Origin of the sequence: Flavobacterium sp. CHNK8, assembly GCF_019774515.1 — a bacterium.
Classification (GTDB): Bacteria; Bacteroidota; Bacteroidia; order Flavobacteriales; family Flavobacteriaceae; genus Flavobacterium; species Flavobacterium tiangeerense.
The window spans coordinates 1994712-2017530 of the sequence record NZ_CP081492.1; the positions used below are offsets into that span (position 1 = coordinate 1994712).

The 22819-nt window shown below is 33.1% G+C and carries 20 protein-coding genes; 4 read left to right on the forward strand and 16 right to left on the reverse strand.

What is annotated here, in order from left to right; genetic code table 11:
• Position 1: 1 nt before the first annotated feature.
• From K5V07_RS08435 to guaA, 9 genes are all read right to left on the reverse strand, one after another.
• The gene (locus tag K5V07_RS08435) at positions 2 to 1615 is read right to left on the reverse strand and encodes a S8 family serine peptidase (RefSeq protein WP_221917115.1); all 1614 of its coding nucleotides are present in this window, start codon (positions 1613 to 1615) and stop codon (positions 2 to 4) included.
• Positions 1616 to 1686: 71 nt separating this feature from the next.
• The gene (gene mnmA / locus K5V07_RS08440; protein ID WP_221917116.1) at positions 1687 to 2874 is read right to left on the reverse strand and encodes a tRNA 2-thiouridine(34) synthase MnmA; all 1188 of its coding nucleotides are present in this window, start codon (positions 2872 to 2874) and stop codon (positions 1687 to 1689) included.
• Between the two features lie 70 nt (positions 2875 to 2944).
• On the reverse strand, positions 2945 to 3658 hold the full coding sequence (locus K5V07_RS08445; protein ID WP_221917117.1) for a toxin-antitoxin system YwqK family antitoxin: 714 nt from the start codon (positions 3656 to 3658) through the stop codon (positions 2945 to 2947).
• Positions 3659 to 3752: 94 nt separating this feature from the next.
• A complete protein-coding gene (gene yidC / locus K5V07_RS08450; RefSeq protein WP_144894238.1) occupies positions 3753 to 5660 on the reverse strand; it encodes a membrane protein insertase YidC in 1908 nt (635 codons plus the stop codon).
• Between the two features lie 65 nt (positions 5661 to 5725).
• Complete coding sequence (locus K5V07_RS08455) at positions 5726 to 7339, reverse strand: CTP synthase (RefSeq protein WP_182651582.1); 1614 nt, start codon at positions 7337 to 7339, stop codon at positions 5726 to 5728.
• A gap of 150 nt (positions 7340 to 7489) precedes the next feature.
• The gene (locus tag K5V07_RS08460) at positions 7490 to 7720 is read right to left on the reverse strand and encodes a DUF3820 family protein (RefSeq protein WP_144894236.1); all 231 of its coding nucleotides are present in this window, start codon (positions 7718 to 7720) and stop codon (positions 7490 to 7492) included.
• A 61-nt stretch (positions 7721 to 7781) separates the two neighbouring features.
• Positions 7782 to 8183 carry an OsmC family protein gene (locus K5V07_RS08465; RefSeq protein WP_144894235.1) on the reverse strand — a complete coding sequence of 134 codons (402 nt, stop codon included), beginning with the start codon at positions 8181 to 8183 and terminating at the stop codon, positions 7782 to 7784.
• Positions 8183 to 10126 (reverse strand): LysM peptidoglycan-binding domain-containing protein, encoded by a 1944-nt coding sequence (locus tag K5V07_RS08470; protein ID WP_221917118.1) that lies wholly within the window; start codon positions 10124 to 10126, stop codon positions 8183 to 8185. Before K5V07_RS08470 ends, K5V07_RS08465 begins: the two co-directional genes overlap by 1 nt.
• A gap of 113 nt (positions 10127 to 10239) precedes the next feature.
• Complete coding sequence (gene guaA, locus K5V07_RS08475) at positions 10240 to 11769, reverse strand: glutamine-hydrolyzing GMP synthase (protein ID WP_221917119.1); 1530 nt, start codon at positions 11767 to 11769, stop codon at positions 10240 to 10242.
• 161 nt (positions 11770 to 11930) lie between these two features.
• On the opposite strand from guaA, the gene K5V07_RS08480 reads away from it, so the two are divergent.
• Together K5V07_RS08480 and K5V07_RS08485 are read left to right on the forward strand one after the other, a co-directional pair.
• Positions 11931 to 12458: a hypothetical protein gene (locus tag K5V07_RS08480; RefSeq protein WP_221917120.1), complete on the forward strand. Its 528-nt coding sequence runs from the start codon at positions 11931 to 11933 to the stop codon at positions 12456 to 12458.
• A 72-nt stretch (positions 12459 to 12530) separates the two neighbouring features.
• On the forward strand, positions 12531 to 13334 hold the full coding sequence (locus K5V07_RS08485; protein WP_221917121.1) for an endonuclease/exonuclease/phosphatase family protein: 804 nt from the start codon (positions 12531 to 12533) through the stop codon (positions 13332 to 13334).
• Between the two features lies 1 nt (position 13335).
• Here the strand turns inward: K5V07_RS08485 and K5V07_RS08490 are convergent, their stop codons facing one another.
• Both K5V07_RS08490 and K5V07_RS08495 read right to left on the reverse strand, forming a co-directional pair.
• The gene (locus K5V07_RS08490) at positions 13336 to 14178 is read right to left on the reverse strand and encodes an isoaspartyl peptidase/L-asparaginase (protein WP_221917122.1); all 843 of its coding nucleotides are present in this window, start codon (positions 14176 to 14178) and stop codon (positions 13336 to 13338) included.
• Between the two features lie 30 nt (positions 14179 to 14208).
• Complete coding sequence (locus K5V07_RS08495) at positions 14209 to 15081, reverse strand: cyanophycinase (RefSeq protein WP_158730457.1); 873 nt, start codon at positions 15079 to 15081, stop codon at positions 14209 to 14211.
• Between the two features lie 240 nt (positions 15082 to 15321).
• On the opposite strand from K5V07_RS08495, the gene cphA reads away from it, so the two are divergent.
• Entirely contained in the window at positions 15322 to 17946 is a 2625-nt protein-coding gene (gene cphA / locus K5V07_RS08500) for a cyanophycin synthetase (RefSeq protein ID WP_221917123.1), read from the forward strand.
• A gap of 157 nt (positions 17947 to 18103) precedes the next feature.
• Here the strand turns inward: cphA and K5V07_RS08505 are convergent, their stop codons facing one another.
• Positions 18104 to 19363 carry an asparagine synthetase B gene (locus K5V07_RS08505; protein WP_221917124.1) on the reverse strand — a complete coding sequence of 420 codons (1260 nt, stop codon included), beginning with the start codon at positions 19361 to 19363 and terminating at the stop codon, positions 18104 to 18106.
• Between the two features lie 315 nt (positions 19364 to 19678).
• On the opposite strand from K5V07_RS08505, the gene K5V07_RS08510 reads away from it, so the two are divergent.
• On the forward strand, positions 19679 to 20200 hold the full coding sequence (locus tag K5V07_RS08510) for a DUF547 domain-containing protein (protein WP_158634597.1): 522 nt from the start codon (positions 19679 to 19681) through the stop codon (positions 20198 to 20200).
• A gap of 60 nt (positions 20201 to 20260) precedes the next feature.
• On the opposite strand, the gene K5V07_RS08515 is transcribed toward K5V07_RS08510, so the two are convergent.
• From K5V07_RS08515 to K5V07_RS08530, 4 genes are all read right to left on the reverse strand, one after another.
• Positions 20261 to 20926, reverse strand: a complete 666-nt coding sequence (locus K5V07_RS08515) for a response regulator transcription factor (protein ID WP_221917125.1) — start codon at positions 20924 to 20926, stop codon at positions 20261 to 20263.
• Positions 20926 to 21720 (reverse strand): sensor histidine kinase, encoded by a 795-nt coding sequence (locus tag K5V07_RS08520; RefSeq protein ID WP_221917126.1) that lies wholly within the window; start codon positions 21718 to 21720, stop codon positions 20926 to 20928. The genes K5V07_RS08515 and K5V07_RS08520 overlap by 1 nt, the downstream gene beginning before the upstream one ends.
• Positions 21698 to 22114 carry a hypothetical protein gene (locus K5V07_RS08525; RefSeq protein ID WP_255577861.1) on the reverse strand — a complete coding sequence of 139 codons (417 nt, stop codon included), beginning with the start codon at positions 22112 to 22114 and terminating at the stop codon, positions 21698 to 21700. The genes K5V07_RS08520 and K5V07_RS08525 overlap by 23 nt, the downstream gene beginning before the upstream one ends.
• A 245-nt stretch (positions 22115 to 22359) precedes the next feature.
• Positions 22360 to 22737, reverse strand: a complete 378-nt coding sequence (locus tag K5V07_RS08530) for a hypothetical protein (protein ID WP_221917128.1) — start codon at positions 22735 to 22737, stop codon at positions 22360 to 22362.
• Positions 22738 to 22819 lie beyond the last annotated feature (82 nt).

Consider the following 22819-nt stretch of genomic DNA (forward strand, 5'->3'; position numbering starts at 1 on the left):
ACTATTGTTTGTAAATTTTTCCAGTTTTAATGAAATCCTGAGATTGGAACTTGTATAAATACAATCCGGTTTGGAGTTCTTTAATTGAAATTGATGAGTCGTTATTCTCCATTTTTTTTTCAAAAACTTTTTGTCCTGCAGTATTAAAAAATTGTATTATTCCAGATGTACCATTTTTTGGCAAAATTAAAGATAGTAGATCGGCAGTGGGATTAGGATAAATAACTACTTCATTAACTGCTATTTCATTTAAATCTAACTGATCTGAGAAAGCAGCATTAAAATCTGGAACTCCATATCCGTATAGATTGTTTGGAGCCGCAAATCTATCTGACGACTTGATTATTATTTCTCTAATTTCTTTATTTGTTTTATTAGGTAAGGCCTGCCACAAACAAGCTACTAAACCTGTCAATATTGGACTTGAAAAAGAAGTTCCATTAGCTGTTACTATATTTCCCAAAGGATCTGAAATAATGGCTGACTGACCTTGAGCCATAACGTCTGGTTTTATTCTATTATCAAAAGAAGGACCTATTGAACTGAACGAAGTTCTAATTTCGTTTGCATTTACGGCTCCAATAGCTAAAACAGAAACTGCATCTGCAGGAACTGCTATATTTGGATTGGAAGACGCACCAGAATTACCTGCAGAGCTAACTACAATCATTCCTCTTGAAAAAGCAATCTCAGCTCCACGGGACATAAATGCTGTTTTTCCGTCCATTTCACTGTACGTATGATTGTAAGATGTATTGTCAAAATCAAAATAACCCAAAGAAGTATTGATGATATCTACACCTAAACTGTCCGCTTTTTCGGCAGCTTCAACCCAAAGTGATTCTTCTACTGGATTTTCAGATGTATCATTTTCAGTGATAAACAAATAATAAGACGAATCTGGTGCTGTACCTACAAGCTGGCTTTCCTTAAAACCTCCCATTGTAGAAAGTACCGATGTTCCATGAGAAGTTCCCGTGTAAAAATCTGGATTTCTTAAAACATAATTATAACCTCCTAAAATTTGATTATTATCTCTTAATCGCTTAAATGGTTGGGCTGAATTAACTCCCGGAAAACCAGAATCCATAACCGCAATTATCTTACCTGAACCAGTATAGTTCTGTTGGTGTAATAAGTGCCCGTTTAGCATTTGAATTTGATTAGATGATGTGCCATAAGCATACTCTATCTTCGTCTTTGCTGTTTTTGAAACATTTTTTTCCTTTTTAACCGCAATACTTTTGGCTGATTGGTTCAACGCTTTATTTGCAAAATCAAGTTTTTCAACAAATGGTAATGCTTTCAGTGCATTGAGATCTGTTTGTGTTCCCCTAACATGTATTGCATTGAGCCATTTTGAAGTAGCCATAACAGAAACTCCGCTCTTGCTTTTTATTTGATTAAGATAGGTACTTTCTATTGGAACATCTTTTGCATCTAAGTCAATTTTCTGAGTACTTCGTCGGTCTAATGACCTTTGCGAAAGCATTTTTGATGGTGCATTAAAAAAAGTTGGTGCACTAGGTTTGTCTTTTAAATACACCCAAGCATCCTGTTGTGCATGAAGTAAAGAGGTACATATAAATAATAAGATGAAGTATTTTTTTTTCATAGTGCGCTGTATTATTAAATGTATAAAATTTAAAATTGATATATTATGTGTACAAAGAAATTCTAAAAAAATCAAGAAATCGCACCAGAGCCTACTAATTCTTCTCCTAAATACCAAGCTGCAAATTGCCCTTCAGTAATTGCTGATTGTGATTCTTCAAAGGAAATAAACATTTCATTTTCAAATTGATGTAATGTTGCTTTTTGTAATGGCTGACGGTATCGTATACGTGCCATTACTTCTAAAGTTTCACCATTGGCTAGAGCCAAATCTTCTCGTACCCAGTGCACTTCGTCATTGATTATTTTTAATGCTTTTTTAAATAAACCTGGATGATGGCTTGTAAGTCCAGTATATACGGTGTTTGTAATTACATCCGTTGCAATAATAAACAATGGGTCTTTTGTACCCCCTACATTTAAACCTTTACGCTGACCGATAGTAAAATAATGAGCTCCTTTATGATTACCCATGAATTTCCCCATCTCTGGCGTATAAGCAATTTTTGTAGCTTCAATACGGAGTGAATCTTCTACCGTTAATCCTGATTTGTCTTCTTGCTGATATATAGGATGATCTTTATCAATTTGAATAATGGCTCCTTCTTTAGGCTGAAGTTTTTGCTGTAAAAATTCAGGAAGCCTCACTTTACCAATAAAACAAAGACCTTGAGAATCTTTCTTTTCGGCTGTTACAAGTTCCATTTGAGCTGCTATTTCACGAACTTGAGGTTTGGTCAATGCGCCTATTGGAAACAATGATTTTGATAATTGTTCTTGAGATAATTGACATAAAAAATAAGATTGATCCTTATTAACATCAGCACCAGCAACTAGTTGATATACTGTTTTACCTTCAATTTCAGTTTCACTTTTTTGACAGTAATGTCCTGTAGCAACAAAATCAGCTCCCAAGCTCAATGCAATTTTCATAAAAACATCAAACTTTATCTCTCTATTACAAAGCACATCGGGATTTGGAGTTCTACCTTTTTCATATTCATTGAACATGTAATCCACAATTTTCTCTTGATATTGTTCGCTTAAATCAACTGTTTGAAAAGGAATACCTAATTTTTCAGCAACAAGAAGAGCATCGTTACTATCTTCTAACCAAGGACATTCATTAGAAATCGTCACTGAATCATCGTGCCAATTTTTCATAAACAATCCTATAACTTCATATCCTTCTTGTTGCAACAAATAAGCTGCAACGCTTGAATCTACACCACCTGAAAGTCCTACAACAACACGCTTCATCTAAAAAAAATTATAGTATTTAAGGGTGTAAAGTTACAAAAGATTTACTTTAGAAATTCCCAAGAATATTTTAATTGTTTTTGGTGTTTTTACTTTTTTCTTGCAGGCTCATATTTGTTTCTTTGACAAGTTTTCCTTTTTCATAAAATTGCCAAATACCCATTTTTTTTCCATTCACAAACTGCCCTTGAGAAGCAATTGATCCACTTGCTTCCCTAAAAATTGCTGAACCGTTATAAATGTTGTCTTTATAAAATGTTTCTTCAAGAACAACTCCGTTTTCGGCAATTTTTTTATAGAGACCGTTTTTTGAATTATTTTTATAACTAATTTCCTCGGCAATAGCACCGTTAGGATAATACACAGAGCGCACACCTTCTAATTTACCTTTTACATAGTTCTCAACAGTCATAATGGTTTTTGAGGCTTGGTGATAATATTTCCATTGTCCCTCAAAAAGTTTGTTTATCACATTTCCTTCACTGACTTTATTGCTTTTTTGATCAAAAAATATTGTGTAAGCAGCACTGTTTTTTAAATTAAATTCACGAGTTGCTATAACAGACATGGCCTTTGTATCATCATAAAATTTAAAAATACCAGTTTCCTTGCCATGATCAAATGTTCCTTCATAACGAGGTCTTTTGGATTCTTCATAAACTCCCTTCCATAACCCGTGTTTTTTGCCTTTGTCATCGTATTTGTTAAAATCGGTTTGAGCATAGAAAAAATACGAATTCAAAAAGATCAAAACAAAAAGTGTTTTCTTTAAAATTATCTTCATGTTAATTTTTTAGATTATAACGAATTTAAGGTGGTTAAATTATTTAGTAAAATAAAAAACTCTCGAAAATTCGAGAGTTTTTAAAAGATTTAATTTATTTATTCTTTTTGTCCAATGCTTTTTGCGCTTCGGCTTGTTCCATTACTTCTTGTAATTTTCTTTGAAACTTACCTTGTTTTTTGGGTTCTTTCAGTTTGTTTTCTTGAATTTGTGCATGAATTTTATCACTGTCAATGAAATACTTTTTAATTACCAACATGATTAATATAGTAACCAAGTTTGATATAAAGTTGTACAAACTTAGTCCTGCACCATAACTATTAAAGAAAAACAACATCATTATTGGCGAAACGTAAATCATGATCTTCATCATCTTGGCCATATCTGGCATACCTTCTTGTTGTGGCGCTGCCATTTGCTGATCTCCAGATGTCATTTTCATATAAAAGAAAATAGCTATCGCTGCAAGAATAGGAAACAAACTAATATGATTTCCATAAAAAGGAATGTAAAAAGGCAATTTTACAATTTCATCAAAAGATGAAAGGTCATCTGCCCAAAGAAAACTTTTATGTCTTAACTCAAATGCGGATGGGAAAAACTGAAACGAAGCCATCAAAAAAGGCATTTGAATCAATGCTGGTATACAACCTGCCATAGGATTCACGCCCGCTTTGTTGTAAAGCTTCATTGTTTCTTGTTGCTTTTTCATTGGATCTTTCTTGAACTTCTCTCCCAATTCAGCAATTTCAGGTCGCAATAACTTCATTTTTGCTTGAGACAAGAAAGATTTGAAAGTTATAGGCGACATAGCCAATTTTATCAAAATAGTAAAAACTATAATTGCAATACCATAGGCAATATATGATCCTAAGAAATCAAATAATGGTACAAATATGAAACGATTAATCCATCCGATGATTCCCCAACCCATTGTTACAATTTTCTCTAAATTCAAATCATAACTAGCCAATGTTTTATAATCAGATGGTCCCATGTACCAACTTAATTTGTGATCAATTTCACCATTAGTAAACGCTAATGGAATATTTGCTTTAAATGATTTAGTAAATGTTGTATCTACTTTTTCATCTTTCATCAAGTTAGTTGATGTTACTTGGGCGTTCTCAAATGGAGTTTTAGAAACTAATATAGTTGAGAAAAAATGCTGTTTGAAAGCTATAAATGTAGGTTTTTCAAGCAACTCATTCTCAGAAGCTCCAAGTCCAGCATAGTCTATTTTACCGTCTTTGTGCTCAAAATATATTTCAGTATATTTATTTTCGTAAGAAATACTTTTTTCATTTCTATTTGCCTTTAAATTCCACTCTAAATCTAAAGGTTTTGAAGTATTCAACACTTTTTGAAGACCTTGAGAACGAATATCAAAACCAATCATGTAATCATTTGGTTTCAAAATATATTTATACTCTAAAAACTCATTGGCTCCAGCCTTTAATTTCATAGACAAAACTTGGTCTGCACCAATTTTTGTTAATGATGATTCAAAATATAAATCTTTAGTGTTTAAAGTGCGGTTGTCCAAAGTGATCAACTGTACATTCAAACTAGCGTTGTTGTCGTTAATCAATTGGACTAATTGTCCTGACCCTTTTTTAAATTTTTCAAACTCTTTTAAAGTAGCCTCAACAATATATCCTCCTTTATTGGCAATTGTAAGTTTTACCAAGTCGTTTTCAATTGTTGTTACGCTAGCCTTTGCAGATGGCAAAGTTGCAGAATAAGCAAAACTACCTAAAGATTTTTCTAATTGTGCCAATTGTGTTGTATCCCCAGTTGCGGCAACAGCTTGAGCAGCAATTTCAACTTTTTTTACTTCAAGAGCCTTTGCTTTTGCCTCTTTAATTTGCAATGCCTTTTGCGCTTTTTCTGCTGCAACCACCTTTGGATCTGGTTGATTTTGATACATGATAAAAATCAAGATTACAAAAATTAAGGCAAAACCGATAATTGAATTGAGGTCAAATTTTTTTTGTTCCATTTTAATATTTAAAAGTGTTTAATCTATTAGTAGCAAGTTTCAGTAAATGTTTCACTACAACCTTACTATTTTTTTTTTGCTTGAACTGCAGCTGCTACAAAATTAACAAAAATAGGATGCGGATTTGCCACCGTACTCTTGTACTCTGGATGGTATTGAACACCTATAAAGAAAGGATGGTCCTTAATCTCTACAATTTCAACCAATCCTGTTTCAGGATTTACTCCAGAGGATATCAATCCAGCATTTTCTAACTGGTTCACATAGGCATTATTGTACTCATAACGATGACGATGACGCTCAAATATGGTTTCTTTTCCATAAATTTTGTATGCAAGTGTATCTTTTTTGATGTCACATTTCCAAGCACCTAATCGCATGGTACCGCCTTTATCAGTAACGGTTTTCTGTTCTTCCATCAAATTGACAACAGGATGTGCTGTATGTTCATTCATTTCAGTAGAATTGGCGTCAGCATATCCTAAAATATTTCTAGCCTGTTCAATGATCGCCATTTGCATTCCTAAACAGATTCCGAAAAAAGGAACTTTATTTTCCCTAGCGAATTGTACAGCAGCTATCTTACCTTCTATTCCTCTTTCTCCAAAACCTGGTGCTACTAAAATCCCATCTAAATTTGCACATTTTTCTTTGATATTGCTAGCATCTAAGTGTTCCGAGTGAATTGAAATTACATTCACTTTTGTTTCATTGGCTGCGCCTGCATGAATAAAAGCCTCCAAAATAGACTTGTAACAATCTTGCATTTCAACATATTTACCCACCAAACCAATGTTGACAGTATGCTTAGGATTTTTCAATCTTTTTAAGAAAATGTTCCAGTTTTTTAAATCCGGTGCTGCTTTCTTTGGTAAATCTAATTTTTTCAAAGCTACAACATCTAATCCTTCTTCGAGCATTAAATTTGGAACCTCATATATAGTTGAAGCATCTATAGATTGTATTACCGCTTCACGTTTTACATTGCAAAAAAGAGCTAATTTATTGCGCAATTCTTCTGACAATTCGTGCTCAGTTCTACAAACAAGTATGTCCGCTTTAATACCGCTTTCCATCAATGTTTTTACAGAGTGCTGCGTAGGCTTTGTCTTTAATTCTCCAGCTGCAGCCAAAAAAGGAACCAAGGTAAGATGAATTACAATACCGTTGTGCTCTCCAAGCTCCCAAACTAATTGTCTAACAGACTCAATATATGGCAGGGATTCAATATCTCCTACAGTTCCACCAATTTCTGTGATTACAATATCATAATCCCCAGAATTGCCTAACAACTGCATTCTTTCTTTAATTTCATTGGTAATATGAGGCACAACTTGTACCGTTTTACCTAAAAACTCTCCTCTTCTTTCTTTTTCAATCACAGACAAATAAATTCTACCTGTGGTAACATTATTAGCTTGAGACGTTGGCACATTCAAAAAACGTTCGTAGTGACCTAAGTCTAAGTCTGTTTCAGCTCCATCATCTGTAACATAACATTCTCCATGCTCATAAGGGTTTAACGTCCCTGGATCAACGTTTATGTACGGATCAAATTTTTGAATAGTTGTACGATATCCTCTTGCTTGTAATAATTTTGCAAGAGATGCTGCAATGATTCCTTTTCCTAGAGAAGAAGTCACACCTCCTGTAACAAAAATATATTTTGTTTGATTCATTCTGTTGAGTTTTGTGTTGTAGTTGTGTAAAAAAACGTGGCAAAAGTACAAATTTAATTGGACTATTAGAACATATACTTCTGAGATTTTATAGTTTAAAAAACGGAAGGATTAAACCCATATTGATAACTTAAAAGCAAAATTTAAATGCTATGGTTTGGGATATTTTTTTTTAATATTCCGAATCAAATCCTCTAGGCCATTAAGTTTTAATTCATAAACCAATTGTAATTGTTGCCCTAACTCACCTTTTGGAAAGCCTTTATTGGCATACCAAACAATATAATATTCAGGTATTTCAATTAAAAACCAGCCCTCATATTTACCAAAGGGCATTTTAGTATGAGCCAGTTTTATAAGTTGTTTTTGGTTTTGATCCATTTTATAAAAAGAAAAAAGCAAGAAATAAATCTCTTGCTTTATATGTATTGATTACTAAGTATTATTTCCAGTTAAACGAAATGCTTTTTTCTATTTCTGGATGCAAACTTAAAAAGACAGGACACGTTAAGGCAGCTCTTTCTAATATTGTTTTTTCTTTCTCATTTTGAGTTCCAAAAATATCAAATGCGATTTCAATTTTACCTATCCTTCTTGGTTCTGCATTCATGATTTTAGTAACATTTGCAATAGAACCCTTTAAATCAACATTTAAATCTCTTGCTTTAATACCCATAATAGTCATCATGCAAGTAGCCAATGCATTCGCAACGGTATCTGTAGGAGAAAAAGCTTCCCCTTTTCCGTTATTGTCTACTGGTGCATCCGAAAGAATTTCTGTACCCGATTGTAAATGAATCGACGATGTTCTTAAATCCCCTAAATATGTTACTCTTGATGTCATTACTTTGCTTCTTTAATCGTTAAATCTGTATCATAATACAAGATATAAATTCCGTTATTGCTATACCCTCCCGTGGTGTTTTTTGAGTAATCAAACTTATTATCTACTTGCTCTGTTGTAACTTCCAAGGTTGTTTCCTCAAACTTTTTACCTTGGGACAAACGCAAAAGCGTATCAAACGTAACATCAAATCCTCTTGTTGCAAAAACACTTGGATACACTTTATTTTTCTTTTTGTATTCTTTTTCAAAAATTAAAGCCTCTGGAGATTCATTTTCACGGCTTACAGCAGGATACATCAGTTTCAGTTTTGTTAAACTTGAAAAATTAATTTCATCTGTATCTAATGTTTCATTAGGTTCTAAAATAACTAATTGTACTTTGTAAGTTGCCATAGCACTCATTAATGCAGAAAGTGTAGCCTTGATCATGCCTGTATTTTCGGTTTCCATGACTACATAATTCATCTTGTCTTTTACTAATAAACTTTTAATACTCTCAGCAGATACACCCCCTGTAGCGGTAAGAGGTACAAAACGCACATCTTTGTGATTGTCTGAAATAAACTTTATTACTGAACCTTTTTTCTTGTCTACAACTGCAATCATATTCCCACCTTTGGTACGCATGTAGTCAAACATGGCATTCTTAACTGCATCCGGATTAGGAACCGACTGGAAAATGTTTGCAAATTTAACTTCATTTTCTTTTGACAAAGGAGATACTACTGGAACTTGATTTTGCAAAACAAGCTCTGCCATTTTCTCTACATTTGCTTGATAAAATGGTCCTATTATTGCGTCAGATTCTTCGAGATTATTACTTTTTGTCAATGCTGCTACGGCCGAACTATTTTTAGATTCTTGTGAATCTAGTATTTTTATTTCTACATTTAACCCTAATGTTTTTGCCGAATCAATTGCCATTAAAGCACCCGAATAAAAATCTAAAGTCATGTTTAGAAATTTATCTTTCTTTAAGCGTGCGGTAATAGAATTTACAGTGTCGTTTTCAATTTTTGAAACATTAAATGGCAACAATAAGGCTAATTTCTTTCTCTCGTTATTTTTCTTAGTTAGGACAGCAAATTCCTTTTTTATAGCTTCTACCGGTGTGATAGTAGCTGATTCTGGAATTTTGATCTCCATTCCTACTTCTACTCCATTAGCCAATGCTGGATTTTCTTTTAGTAGTTCTTCCTGAGTTAAACCAGACATTTTTGACAAACTATAAAGCGTTTCTTTTGGTCTTACAAAATAGCTTATAAAATTTACTTTAGAAGAAACCGGTTTAGAAACTATTTGTACAGACTCTTTTTTAACTTCAGTTGCTATAACTGACTTTTCAATTTTGGCTGGATTTCCTTTAATAATTAGCTCGTAACCTATCGGTAAATTAGATACAATTTCAGGATTTTTCTTTTCTAACTCTTCTATAGTAATTCCGTATTTATTCGCAATAGAATATTTAGTTTCTTTAGCCAAAACAATATGTTTAACCACTTTTTCTTGCGTAGGAACATTACTTTTTAAAGCCGTTTTAGATGGAATCACAAGAACTTGTCCAATTTTTAAAGCTTGAACATCCAGTAATGGGTTTACTTTTTGCAATTCCTCTGTTGTAACATCATATTTTTTCAAAATTCCATACAAAGTCTCTTTTGGAGCCATGACATGTTTTGTTGAAGTTACCTCTTTTTTTACTGGTAAAGTAATAGCTTTTTTAGCACTTGGACTTGGAATCAACAAAATACTATTCAATTGCAATCCTTTTTGAACATCTGGATTTAACTGGTAAATATCATACGGTGTCACTTTGTATTTTTGAGCAATACTATTGATAGTTTCCCCTTTTTCAACCTTGTGAGTTGTAGCTTTACTTTGTGCAAGCGTACTCAAATTGAACAACAATGCTGTCATGCATACTGCTAAAAAATATTTCATCTTTTTTTATTAATTTTAAATCCTTAACAAACAACGGTATCAAATTTTATTCCAAAATCTGATACCGTTAATTCTTATGCGCTTATTATCACGCTATTTTAATTGAACTGGTTCTATTCCCATTCAATTGTTGCTGGTGGTTTTGAACTGATATCATAAACCACTCTATTTACCCCTTTAACTTTATTAATGATATCATTTGAAACTTTCATTAAAAACTCATACGGAAGATGAACCCAGTCAGCAGTCATACCATCAGTAGATTCAACGGCGCGCAATGCAATTACTTTTTCATACGTGCGCTCATCACCCATAACTCCTACGCTATTAACAGGTAAAAGAATTGCTCCTGCTTGCCAAACTTTGTCATACAATCCCCAAGATTTCAATCCATCAATAAAAACAGCATCTACATCTTGTAAAATTTGTACTTTTTCTGGTGTAATATCCCCTAAGATACGTATTGACAAACCAGGTCCAGGGAAAGGATGTCTTCCTAGTAATTCTGGATCTATACCTAATGAAGCACCTACTCTTCTTACCTCATCTTTAAAAAGCATTCTGAGCGGTTCCACAATTTTCAATTTCATGTAATCTGGCAAACCACCTACATTATGATGTGATTTTATCGTTGCAGAAGGTCCTTTTACAGATACCGACTCAATTACATCTGGATAAATAGTACCTTGTGCCAACCATTTTACATCTTCGATAATTTTTGACTCATCATCAAAAACTTCTACAAATACGCGGCCTATAATTTTACGTTTGGTTTCTGGATCACTTACACCGGCTAATTCGGAGAGGAAACGATCTCCAGCATCCACTCCTTTTACATTCAATCCCATTCCTTTGTATTGATCTAATACATTTTGGAACTCATTTTTACGTAACAAACCATTATTTACAAAAATACAATATAGATTTTTACCAATAGCTTGATGTAATAAAACTGCTGCTACTGTTGAATCTACACCTCCAGAAAGACCCAAAACAACTTTATCGTCCTGTAATTTTTCTTTTAATTCAGATACCATTTCTTCAACAAAAGCATTTGGAGTAAAGGTTTGAGGAACATCAGCTATTTTTACTAAGAAATTCTCTAACATTTTAGAACCATCCGTTGAGTGAAAAACCTCAGGATGGTATTGTATTGCATAGGTAGTTTCGCCTTCAATTTTGTAAGCAGCAAACTCAACATCATGAGTGCTGGCTAGTTTTACACCATTTGTTGGCAAAGCTTTGATACTATCACTATGACTCATCCAAACTTGGCTGTTTGGAGAAACACCTTCAAAGAAAATCTCATCTTCCTTGATAAATGATAAATTAGCTCTACCATATTCTCTTGTATTAGATGCAGCTACTTCACCACCGCTAAAATGAGATAAATATTGAGCTCCATAACAAACTGCTAATAAAGGAAGTTTGCCTCTTATTTGAGATAAATCTGGATGGGGTGCATCGTCTGCGCGAACAGAAAATGGACTACCTCCAAGAATTACTGCTTTATAAGATGATAAATCACTCGGAAAATGATTATATGGGAAAATTTCGCAGAATATATTTAATTCGCGAACTCTACGCGCAATAAGCTGTGTGTATTGCGATCCGAAATCTAAAATAAGTACGTTGTGTTGCATGCGCAAAAATACTTTTTATATTTTGAATTGAAAAATTGAATTTTGAAAAATATTCATTTAATTTGCTTGCAATGTTATTCTCAACTTGTAAACTTTAAATTTCTAAAATCCATACTACAGAAATTTACGTACATCCCAAAATAAATTCACAAAATGTAATTATGAAAACAAAAATTTATTTAGCCATAGCTGTATTGTTATTAATAGTAACTTCTTGCAATGTAATTGATGATTTACTCACTTTTAATATTGACAATGAAACAAGTATACAAATTGACAGTGCTTTTCCTGTTGGAACAGCTTTTACAATTATTACTCCTGATGTTACGACAAATTCAAGTGCCACATTTGAAAACAATAATACGAAGGCCGATTTAGTTAAGGATGTGAAAATTACTGATTTGAAATTAACGATTACTAACCCTAGCAATAAATCATTTAGTTTTCTAAAATCGATACGATTGTTTATTTCAACAGATGCAAATGACGAGATTGAACTGGCATTTCTAGAAGACATTAATTCAACTGCCACTACTTTGAACCTAACGTGCACTTCGGCAAAACTTGACAAATACGTTAAAGCTCCATCTTACACTATTAGAACTAGAGCTGTTGTAAAAGAAACCTTGACTCAGGATATTACTGTAAAAGCTAATATGAGATTTAGAGTTACTGCTGATCCTTTTTAAAATCCAGTTAACCAAAAAAGATATTCTAAACTAAGAATTGCGAAGATTTTTATCCTTATAATACACTTACCGTTGAAACCAATTTTTTTATTTTTACTCTTACTTGTTCAGTTGTCTTTAACTGGACAAGTCAAAGTTATTTCTTGGAATATTGAAAATCTTGGTAAATCAAAGAGCAATGAAACCGTCAATTTTATTGCACAAACCACTAGAGATTACGATATTATTGCCATACAAGAAGTAGTTGCTGGTTACGGTGGCGCACAAGCAGTGGCAAGGCTTGCAGATGAGCTAAATAGAAAAGGATCTAAATGGGATTACTCCATCAGCAATCCTACGTCCAGTAGCGCTTATAAAACAGAGCGATATGCTTTTTTGTGGAAAACAAGCAGAGTAAAACTTATTGGAACTCCTTGGTTAGAAAAAAAATACCATCTAGAAATAGATAGAGAACCGTATTACGCCACTTTTGAATTTGATAAAAAACAATTCACATTAGTAAATTTTCACGCCATTACAAAAAGTAGACAGCCAGAAACAGAAATCAAACATTTCAAGTTTTTACCCAATTTGTATTCCAATCTCAATTTGATTTTTTTAGGTGATTTTAATTGTCCACAGTCGCATTCTGTTTTTGGCCCGCTAAAAAAATTAGGATATAAATCGGCGTTACAAAACCAAAAAACATCTTTGAAAAGGAAGTGCCAAAACAACAATTGTTTGGCGTCAGAATTTGACAATATCTTTTACAATTCAAATCGAATTTCGTTTTTAAATACAGGAGTAATTCATTTTTACAATAAATTCAATTCACTAGAAGAAGCTAGAAAAGTATCTGATCACATTCCTATTTGGATGTCATTTAAGTTGCTTTAATTTATTTAAAAACCTCAAATTCGGTTCCGTCAAAACTAGCATAAACCATATTAGGATGTGAATCTTGATGGTAAATAGTACCGTTGTGATCTATAGCAATAGCACCTGCAAAACCATCATAAGGTAGTAACTCATTGAAGGTTTTAGCAAAAGCATCTTTTAGTTGCATTCCGTCAGTTACTCTGGTAACAATTTTTACAGCCGTAGCATTACTTACAATATCTTCTCCTACTCCTGTCATGCTTACGCCACAAAAGGCATTGGCATAATTTCCTGCTACAGTAGCCGAATCTGAAATTCGACCTGGGATTTCAAAACCTTTACCACCAGTAGATGTAGCTACAGCAATTTTTCCATTTTGGTCTAATGCTACACATCCTACAGTTCCTGTTCCGGTAGCTTTTAATTTGGCTTCAAATTCAGCTCTACGTTGCGGAATTTCTGTCGAAAAATACTCAAACCCATTCGCTCTAGCAAAATTAGTAGCTCCAGATCCTCCTAAAATTCGATCATCTTGATGCATCAGTAGAGCTGCAACCTCAATAGGATTTTTTACAGCTTCTATATTGATTACACCACTCATTTTTTGTGTTTCGCCATCCATAAGAGCAGCACTCATCCTAATTTTTCCGTCACTTTGAATTTGTGAACCCGTTCCTGCATTAAAAAGAGTATCATTTTCAAGTTGGGTTACTGCATAAACAACAGTTTCTGTTGCAGTATGAGTTTTTAAGTACTCATAAGAACGCATTACTATTTCTTCTAGTGCTTTCTGTTTTGCAATTTTAGTATCATCTGAAGTTGATGATTCCGAAAAAAAACCGCCGTGTATAATTAGTTTCATAATGAAATTTAGAATTTAAGTCTGATGAATCTATAAATAATGCGAAGATTGAATGTGCATTTTATGTGTATCCAAATTATAAGTGTCAAACTTACTCATTACGTGTGTGACCAAATGCGAAATGGAAATGGGTTGCCCCAATTCTACTTTAGTCAAATTAGTATCTTTTATTTCTCGGCCGTCCACGAGAATTACAAGTCCAGACCCGATGGCTTCCATCTCTTTATTATTGGTAATTAACAAACCCGTATCTTCTCCAAGACCTATTCCTAAAACTCTTGGATTCCCAACAACTGCTTGAAATAATCGACCAATACGCCCACGCTGAACAAAATGCGTGTCAATAATAACGCCATCAATAAGTCCTAAACCGCTCGCTATTTTAACTTCTCCTTTCAACAAGGCTTCAGAGCTACTGCCTTGGTAAATCATATTGTTTGAAGCTGCTGCTGCACCTGCTGATGTTCCAGCATAAATAAACTCTTCATTATGATATTTATCAAGCAACATATCGTGAAAAGGAGTTCCGCCCAAAATAGAACTCAATCTTAATTGATCTCCTCCTGTAAACATTACAATATCAGCCGCTTTTAATCGTGCCAAAACTTCGGGATCAGCTGCTTGCTCTCTTCGTTCAATGGTCAGTATATCAACGTTCTTTGCATTTAAATAAGTAAAAGCTTTTACATATTCGGGACCAATTTCACGCGGAATTACAGATGCCGTTGTAACAATCTCTATTCTAGATTCCTCTTTATACTTTGATTCGTTAAGAATTCTTTTTAAAATTCCAGTTTCAAAAAAATTTAAATTGGTATTCGCATTTTTATCTAAATCAGTTTCTGTAAAACTTCCTTTGTCTACAGCACCACCTATAATTATCAGTTTTCCAAGTATATTCATTTGGCAAAAATAACTAAAAACTTAAAAAGTACCATTTGCAAGGGCGTTTATTTAAAAAAAATACAATTTGAAACTTATTATTGCATAAAATTTTTATTTCAAATCAAAAATGGCTACATTAGTAAAATCCTTGCTTTTATTTTAATTTCTAATACATTGTTTTTGAAAAATATTTCAAAACTCAAATTCTAGAATAAAAACATCTGTTTGGCTTTCACCTAAAAAAATCATTTTGCTTTTATGAAAATTATTAAAATACAAGCCCTACGTGGACCGAATATTTGGAGTATTCAAAGAAAAAAATTAATCCAAATGCGATTGGATTTGGAGGAAATGGAACAATTTCCTACCAATAAAATCGAAGGTTTTAGGGAAAGAATAGAAGCTATGTTGCCCAGCATGATAGAACACCGATGCTCTGAAGGTTGTAGAGGTGGATTTTTCTCAAGGGTAGATCGAGGTACATGGATGGGACATGTAATTGAACACATTGCGCTCGAAATTCAAACTTTAGCAGGTATGGAAACTGGTTTTGGTAGAACCAGAGAAACTAAAACTCCAGGAACTTACAATGTTGTTTTTAGTTACACTGAAGAAAATGTAGGTTTATTTGCTGCCGAAGCGTCGGTGGCAATTGCCGAAGCCTTAATTGCGGGTAAGGAATATGATATTGATGCCGACTTGCAAAAAATGCGTGAAATTAGAGAACGAGTTCGGTTAGGACCAAGTACAGGGAGTATAGTAGATGAGGCCGTTTCGCGTGATATTCCATGGATACGTCTTGGAACTAACTCATTAGTACAATTAGGATATGGCATAAATCAAATGCGCTTTCAAGCTACAATTACCTGTAAAACAAGTAGTATAGCAGTTGATATCGCTTGCAACAAAGAACAAACTAAAAAAATGCTAGAGAATGCTTCTATTCCTGTAGCCAGCGGAAGTATTTGTGTTGATGAAGAAAGCTTAGCCGATGTGATCAAAAAGATAGGCTATCCTATTGTGCTTAAACCATTGGGAGGAAACCACGGAAAAGGTGCTTCTATAAACGTAACCAATTGGGAAGATGCACTATCAGGACTTGTATTTGCTCAAACCTATGGCAAACGAGTGATTGTAGAAAAATTCATTACAGGTTTTGATTTTAGAGTTCTTGTAATTGATAACAAACTAGTAGCAGCAGCAAAAAGAGTTCCTGCTCATGTTGTAGGTAATGGCGTTGATACCATACAGCAATTAATAGATACGACTAACTTAGATCCAAGGAGAGGCTATGGTCATGAAAATGTATTAACTCAAATTGATGTTGATCGTGATACCGAAGATTTACTAGAAAAACTAAACTACACACTTGAAACCATTCCTAACAATGGTGAAACGGTATTTTTAAAATCAACTGCAAATTTAAGTACTGGAGGCACATCAGTTGATGTGACTGATATGATGCATCCTGAAAATATTTTTCTAGCAGAGCGTATCTCTAGAGTAATAGGACTTGATGTATGCGGAGTTGACATCATGGCCGAGAATTTAACACAACCTTTAAAAGAAAATGGCGGAGTCATTCTAGAGGTTAATGCAGCACCAGGTTTTAGAATGCATTTGGCTCCCTCAGAAGGATTGCCAAGAAACGTTGCCGCTCCAGTAATTGATATGCTCTATCCTCCCGGAAAATCATGTAGAATTCCTATTATTGCGGTGACAGGAACAAATGGTAAAACGACCACTACCCGACTCCTAGCACATATTGTTAAAAATAATGGTTTCAAAGTCGGTTTTACAACATCAGATGGTATTTATGTACAAAACCACATGATGGAAAAAGGTGATACAACAGGACCATTAAGCGCCGAGTATATCCTAAGAGACCCAACAGTAGAATTTGCAGTCCTAGAAACAGCACGTGGTGGAATCCTGAGATCTGGACTAGGATTTAGCCGTTGCGATATTGGTATTATAACAAATATTCAAGAAGACCACTTGGGTTTAAGTGACATTCACACCCTGAGTGATCTTGCCAGAGTAAAAGCAACTGTGGTAAGAAGTGTTAAAAAGAATGGTTGGGCAGTATTAAACGGTGATGATGAACATTGCATTAAAATTGCAAGCGAACTCCAGTGCAATGTAGCATACTTTAGTTTAAATGAAGATAGCGAATTCATAAAAAAACAATGCGCAGAAGGAAAAACTGTAGCCGTTTATGAAAATGGTTTTATAACCATAAAAAAAGGGGAATGGAAAATAAGAGTGGAAAAAGCCACACTAGTCCCTCTAACATTAGGAGGAAAAGCTAAATTCATGATTGCCAATGTTCTTGCTGCAACACTAGCAAGTTATTTATGGGGATTTAAAACAGGTGATATTAGTCAATCTTTAAAAACTTTTATTCCCAGTGCAGCGCAAACACCTGGACGTATGAATATTTTCGAGTTTAAAAAATTCAAAGTTCTTATTGATTTTGCACACAATGCATCTGGATATAAAGGAGTTGCTGATTATTTGGAAAGCGTAACTGCATCCAAAAAAATAGGAATTATAGCAGGCGTAGGAGATCGTAGAGATGAGGATATTAGAGAATGTGCCCACATTGCAGCACGCATGTTTGATCACATTATCATAAGACAAGAAAAGTTTTTAAGAGGAAGAACCGAAGAAGAAATTATCAATTTAATTCTTGAAGGTATTAAAACCTCAGGTAAAGATGTTACTTACGAAATTATTCCAAAAGAAACTGAAGCCATAAAACACGCTATCAATTGCGCCGAAGAAGGCAGTTTTATCACCGCATTGAGTGATGTAGTAACTAATGCCATCGAAATAGTTCAAGAATACCTTGACAAAGAAAACGAAAAAGAGACGTTTTAGTTTTTTTTCTTGGAGCTATTCCTGCTGTCCGTTATATTCCCGCTTAAAAAACTACGGCAAAAAGCCTTGTTTTTTAAAATCGGGAGATGCCACTTCCATCAGGGCTAAAAAAACAGAAAACCAGTTCATAAGACTGGTTTTTTGTTTTCAATACGATTTACGTTTTCAATTTTTTCTTTTTGGCAGCCGGAAACAATACGTTGTTCAATATCAGGCGGTATCCGGGAGAATTGGGATGCAAATCCAAAACAGTAGGTGGATCACCCACTTGGTGCTGAAAATCCTCAGGATCATGACCTCCGTAAAAGGTAAACATTCCTTTTCCTTTTTGACCATGAATGTACCTAGCTTCTGCATTTAACTCACAGCTTCCCATGACTAAAACATTAGATTTTATCAACCCTGCATCATAAGCTGTCGTTTGTCCCATAAATCCCTTGATTAACTGGGTATGATTCTGGCATAACATACTAGGAATGGGATCCCATTTTGCCGAAAAGTCCATGAGTGTGAAATAATCTTTATCTGGTGGTATTCTGCGTTTAGGCGTCATATCAATATCCGAGAATTCATATACCTCTGGTTTTCGTTCTAATGTAAAATCTTTAAAAGCAAATGAACTGCTGTAATTCATCTTGGTTTGATAATTGCCTTCGCTAGCGTCACCATCAAACATAGCCTCGCAAATATCAACTCCATCTGCTGCCAATGCAATATCAAAACTATCTGTAGCAGAACACATAGCAAACATAAAACCTCCACCTACAACAAAATCTCTAATTTTTTTGGCAACAGCTCCTTTTTGATGTGAAACTTTTGTGTACCCTAATTTGGTTGCAAGCAGTTCAGCTTCTTTCTTTTGCTCTATATACCAAGGAACATTTTTAAATGCATTATAAAATTTTCCGTATTGTCCAGTGAAATCTTCATGATGCAAATGCAACCAATCATAAAGCAACAATTGATCCGATAAAACTTCTTCATCATATATGGGCGTAAATGGAATTTCAGCGTAGGTCAATACAAGCGTTACTGCATCATCCCAAGGTTGTTTCCCTTTTGGAGTATACACTGCAATCTTTGGGGCTTTTTCAAGTACTACCGATTCCATGTTTTGTGATGGACTTGAAATCTCAATTAAAATAGTGGCTTGTTCTTGATCTGAAAGAATTTCAAAACTCACTCCCCGTATCTGACATTCTTTTCTAATTTCATCAGCGTCTGGTAACAAAAAAGAACCGCCTCTATAATTAAGCAACCAACTGGCTTTGTAATTTTTATTTAGACACCAAAACGTTATTCCGTATGCTTTTAAATGATTTTTTTGTACCGATTCATCCATTGGCAACAATAGAAAAGAAGCTTTGATGGTACAAGAAAACAAGAATAATACAAGTATAATAAAACGTTTTTGCATGTTTAATTTATTTATAAACCAAATATAGTAACTAAGATACTCATGGTTAAAAATTTTAACTATTTAATTTAAATATAGAGAATAAAAACACGTATTAATACGCGTACTCACTTATAGGTTTAAACTTAACTTGCAATAACTAAATAAACGAACCATGAAAAATGAAACTTGGAATAACAGCTTTAACAATACACCTATGAACCCTTTGGATATTTTAAAAAAAATAGGCCTCTGCTTATTAGTCTTATTCATAATTTTTTTCTACGTACTATGTTTCCAATACCTTTCTTAAAATAATTTTAAAATAAAATAACCTTGAAAAATTATTACACCACTTTATCAGCTAAAATTTTATCTGTAGCGCAATCAAATGGGGATACAACCTCATTAAGACGACAGCTTTATTTCACTCGTGCTGATAAATTAGAAAAAAACTTAAATACAGATGATTTAAAAAAAACATTCTGGATCAATATTTATTACGCTTACTTTTTAATCATGAAAAAAGAAAATATTGACTTGAACAGTAGGTATAACTTAAAAAGAATACGAATTGCCCATACTGAAATTTCTTTGAATGATATTGAGTTTGGAATTTTAAAAAAATCAACAATGCGTTTGGGTTTTAGTTATTTTGTGAATCCTTTTCACTCTAAGTTTGTAAAAAAGATGTCTATACAAGAAATGGATTATAGGATTCATTTTGTAATTCAAAGTATTACATTAAAAAAAACTATTTTCAATTATTATGATAGTGAGTTATTAAACGAGCAATTAGAGGAAACTATGAAACTTTTTATTAGTCAAAAACTTCAACAAGCCCCTTTATTTCAATAATTGTCAATAACAAAATAATTACTTTAAAATCTCTGTACATTTTTAACTTTTTAGATTGTTCTAATCAATAGCCATGATTTCGTTTTGAATTGCAAATAATACTAAACCTGCAATATTTCTTGATTCTGTTTTCAAAAGTAGATTATTTCTATGTCCTTCAACAGTTCTCGGACTTATAAACAAAGCGTCTGCAATTTCAGTACTACTTTTTTGATCACAAATAAGTTTTAATACTTGAATTTCCCTAGTTGTCAAAAAATTAGAATCTAATAAACATTTAGGTTTCTTTACTGTTGAAATATCCTCTTGAATTACCTTCATAATGTAATCCGTATAATAATATCCTCTCTCGGCGACTTCATTAATAGTAACCAATAGTTCTTGTGGAGTAGAATTTTTTACTAGATAAGCCACTGCTCCTACAGCAATCATGTTTAATATAAAGGATTTTGTATTGTAACTTGTTAAAGCAATAATTTTTATATTAGGATAAACGGTATGAATTATTTTTGTAGCCTCTACACCATTTATACCCTGCATTTTCAAATCCATTATGATAATATCAGGATGATTGTCATGATTGCTTTCAAGAAAAGCCAAAAGTTCTCCACCACTTGAAGCTTCATAAATTACATCAATATTATTTTCTCTATCCAATAAAAATGAAATTCCTTTTCTAAAAAGTATTTCATCATCAACTATAATAATTTTTATGCTATTTTTCATCATTCAAAATTAAAAATAATTATAACTCCCTCATTTGGTGCTGATATTATATCGATAGTACCTTTTAAAAAAGCAATTCGGCTTTCAATATTTTTCATTCCTAAACCTTTCATGTTTTCGGAATTATGCATTAGAAAACCTATGCCATTATCTGAATACGTGCATTGCTTTTTATTATCAATTTCCTCAAAAAGAATAGCAATTTTTGTTGCTTTTCCATGGCGCAATGAATTATTCATTAGTTCCTGTAAAATCCTGAACACATGTAAATGACGATCATTTTCTGCTATGTTGAATTCAGTTCTACAGCTATAATTTACCATTACAGCCTTTGAATTGCTATACTCTAAACACAGTTCTTCGACTCCTGCGTGTAAACCAAATTTTTCTAAAACAGGCGGTAGCAACGCGTGTGCAATTTTTCTGGAGCTGTCTAATGCTTTGCCTGTTAAATCAATTATATTTTGCGTTATTTCCTGAACTTCGTTCACAGACAAATTAGGACTGTTTAACAAATGACTGTTTAAGGCCACCACATTCAATTTTGAACTTATGTCATCATGCAAATCCTGAGCAATTCTTTTTCGTTCTTCTTCTTGCGTTAAAATTACGGCTTGAATTTGATCTTGTTTAAATTGAATTTCTAAATCTTTTTTTTCTAATTCTTTTTCAATAATACGTTTACGAGAAAAATAAAAAAAAACGATTAAACCTACAGCTAGTAGTATAAAAAATAGAGAAGTATACAATATTACCGCAACAATCTCTTTTTCATACATTTGACTTTCTTCCATTATAAATTCTTAATGCTTTTTTAGAAAAACTTTTTTTCCATTCAACGAAAATAAGCAATTGAAAAAGAATTATTAAAAATGAATTTACATTCCAAGTCAATAATTTAAATTCATCACTTAGTCCAGTTGTTATGTTTCCTACAAAAAAAAGAACGGTACTAGCTAATAAATAAGTGATTATTCCTATAGTTAGAAAGTAATATTGCTTATGTTCTAACAACATGTTGTACAAATGCATTACAGCATACAAAACAACAAGTAATGAGGTAAGAGCAATTTCAAGTAAATTAAATTTAAAAAATTGTTCAGGATAGAGTGCATAATCAAAAATAAGTAGTACACAACCTGCTATCATACTGTATTGTATTATAGCAACTTGTGTTTTTGTCTTCATTAATGTTTTATAAAAAAATCCCAAACACAAAAACTGTCCGATAAAATAAGCATGAACTAGGAACAAGTTATTTTTACTTTGTAACACTAAAATTTCCATAATTACCTGTACAATCACTAAAACTGTAAGATAACAAACAAGATACTGAAAGGTTTTTCCATGTTTAGAAAAACCATTCCAGTATAAAATAAAATTTAGTATTAATAGAAAATATCCTATGTAAACAAAAATCAAATACACGTTTATTAATTTTGCAGTGGGCTATCTGGGTCACCGTTTGGAGGGCAAGGTCTAGAAAAATCATAAACAACACTTTCTTCACCTAGGTTTCCATCTTTTTCTACTTGAGAAGTTCCAAAAACATCTCTATAAATGCCCTTTTCATCCTTATTTGCTCCTACAAACAAAAGTGTTTTTTCTTTTTTATCATTAATACCAATATAGGCACGCACAGCATCTGTTTTTAAGGCTAATACCGCCTCTAGACTTTCTCTTGGAATTAAAAAAGCATTTACTTTCTTGTTTGCATCTTCAAGTTCTTGATTACCCCTGTAAGCTTTGGTCCACTTTTCAGCAGTTTGTAATGAAACTTCAATAGGATCGGATAAGTTTTCGTTGATCATTGTTATATTTTTATTGGTTAGTTTATAGTACTTAGTTTACTAAATAAGCGAAGCTAAGATATTTAATTTTTTTCAAAAAAGA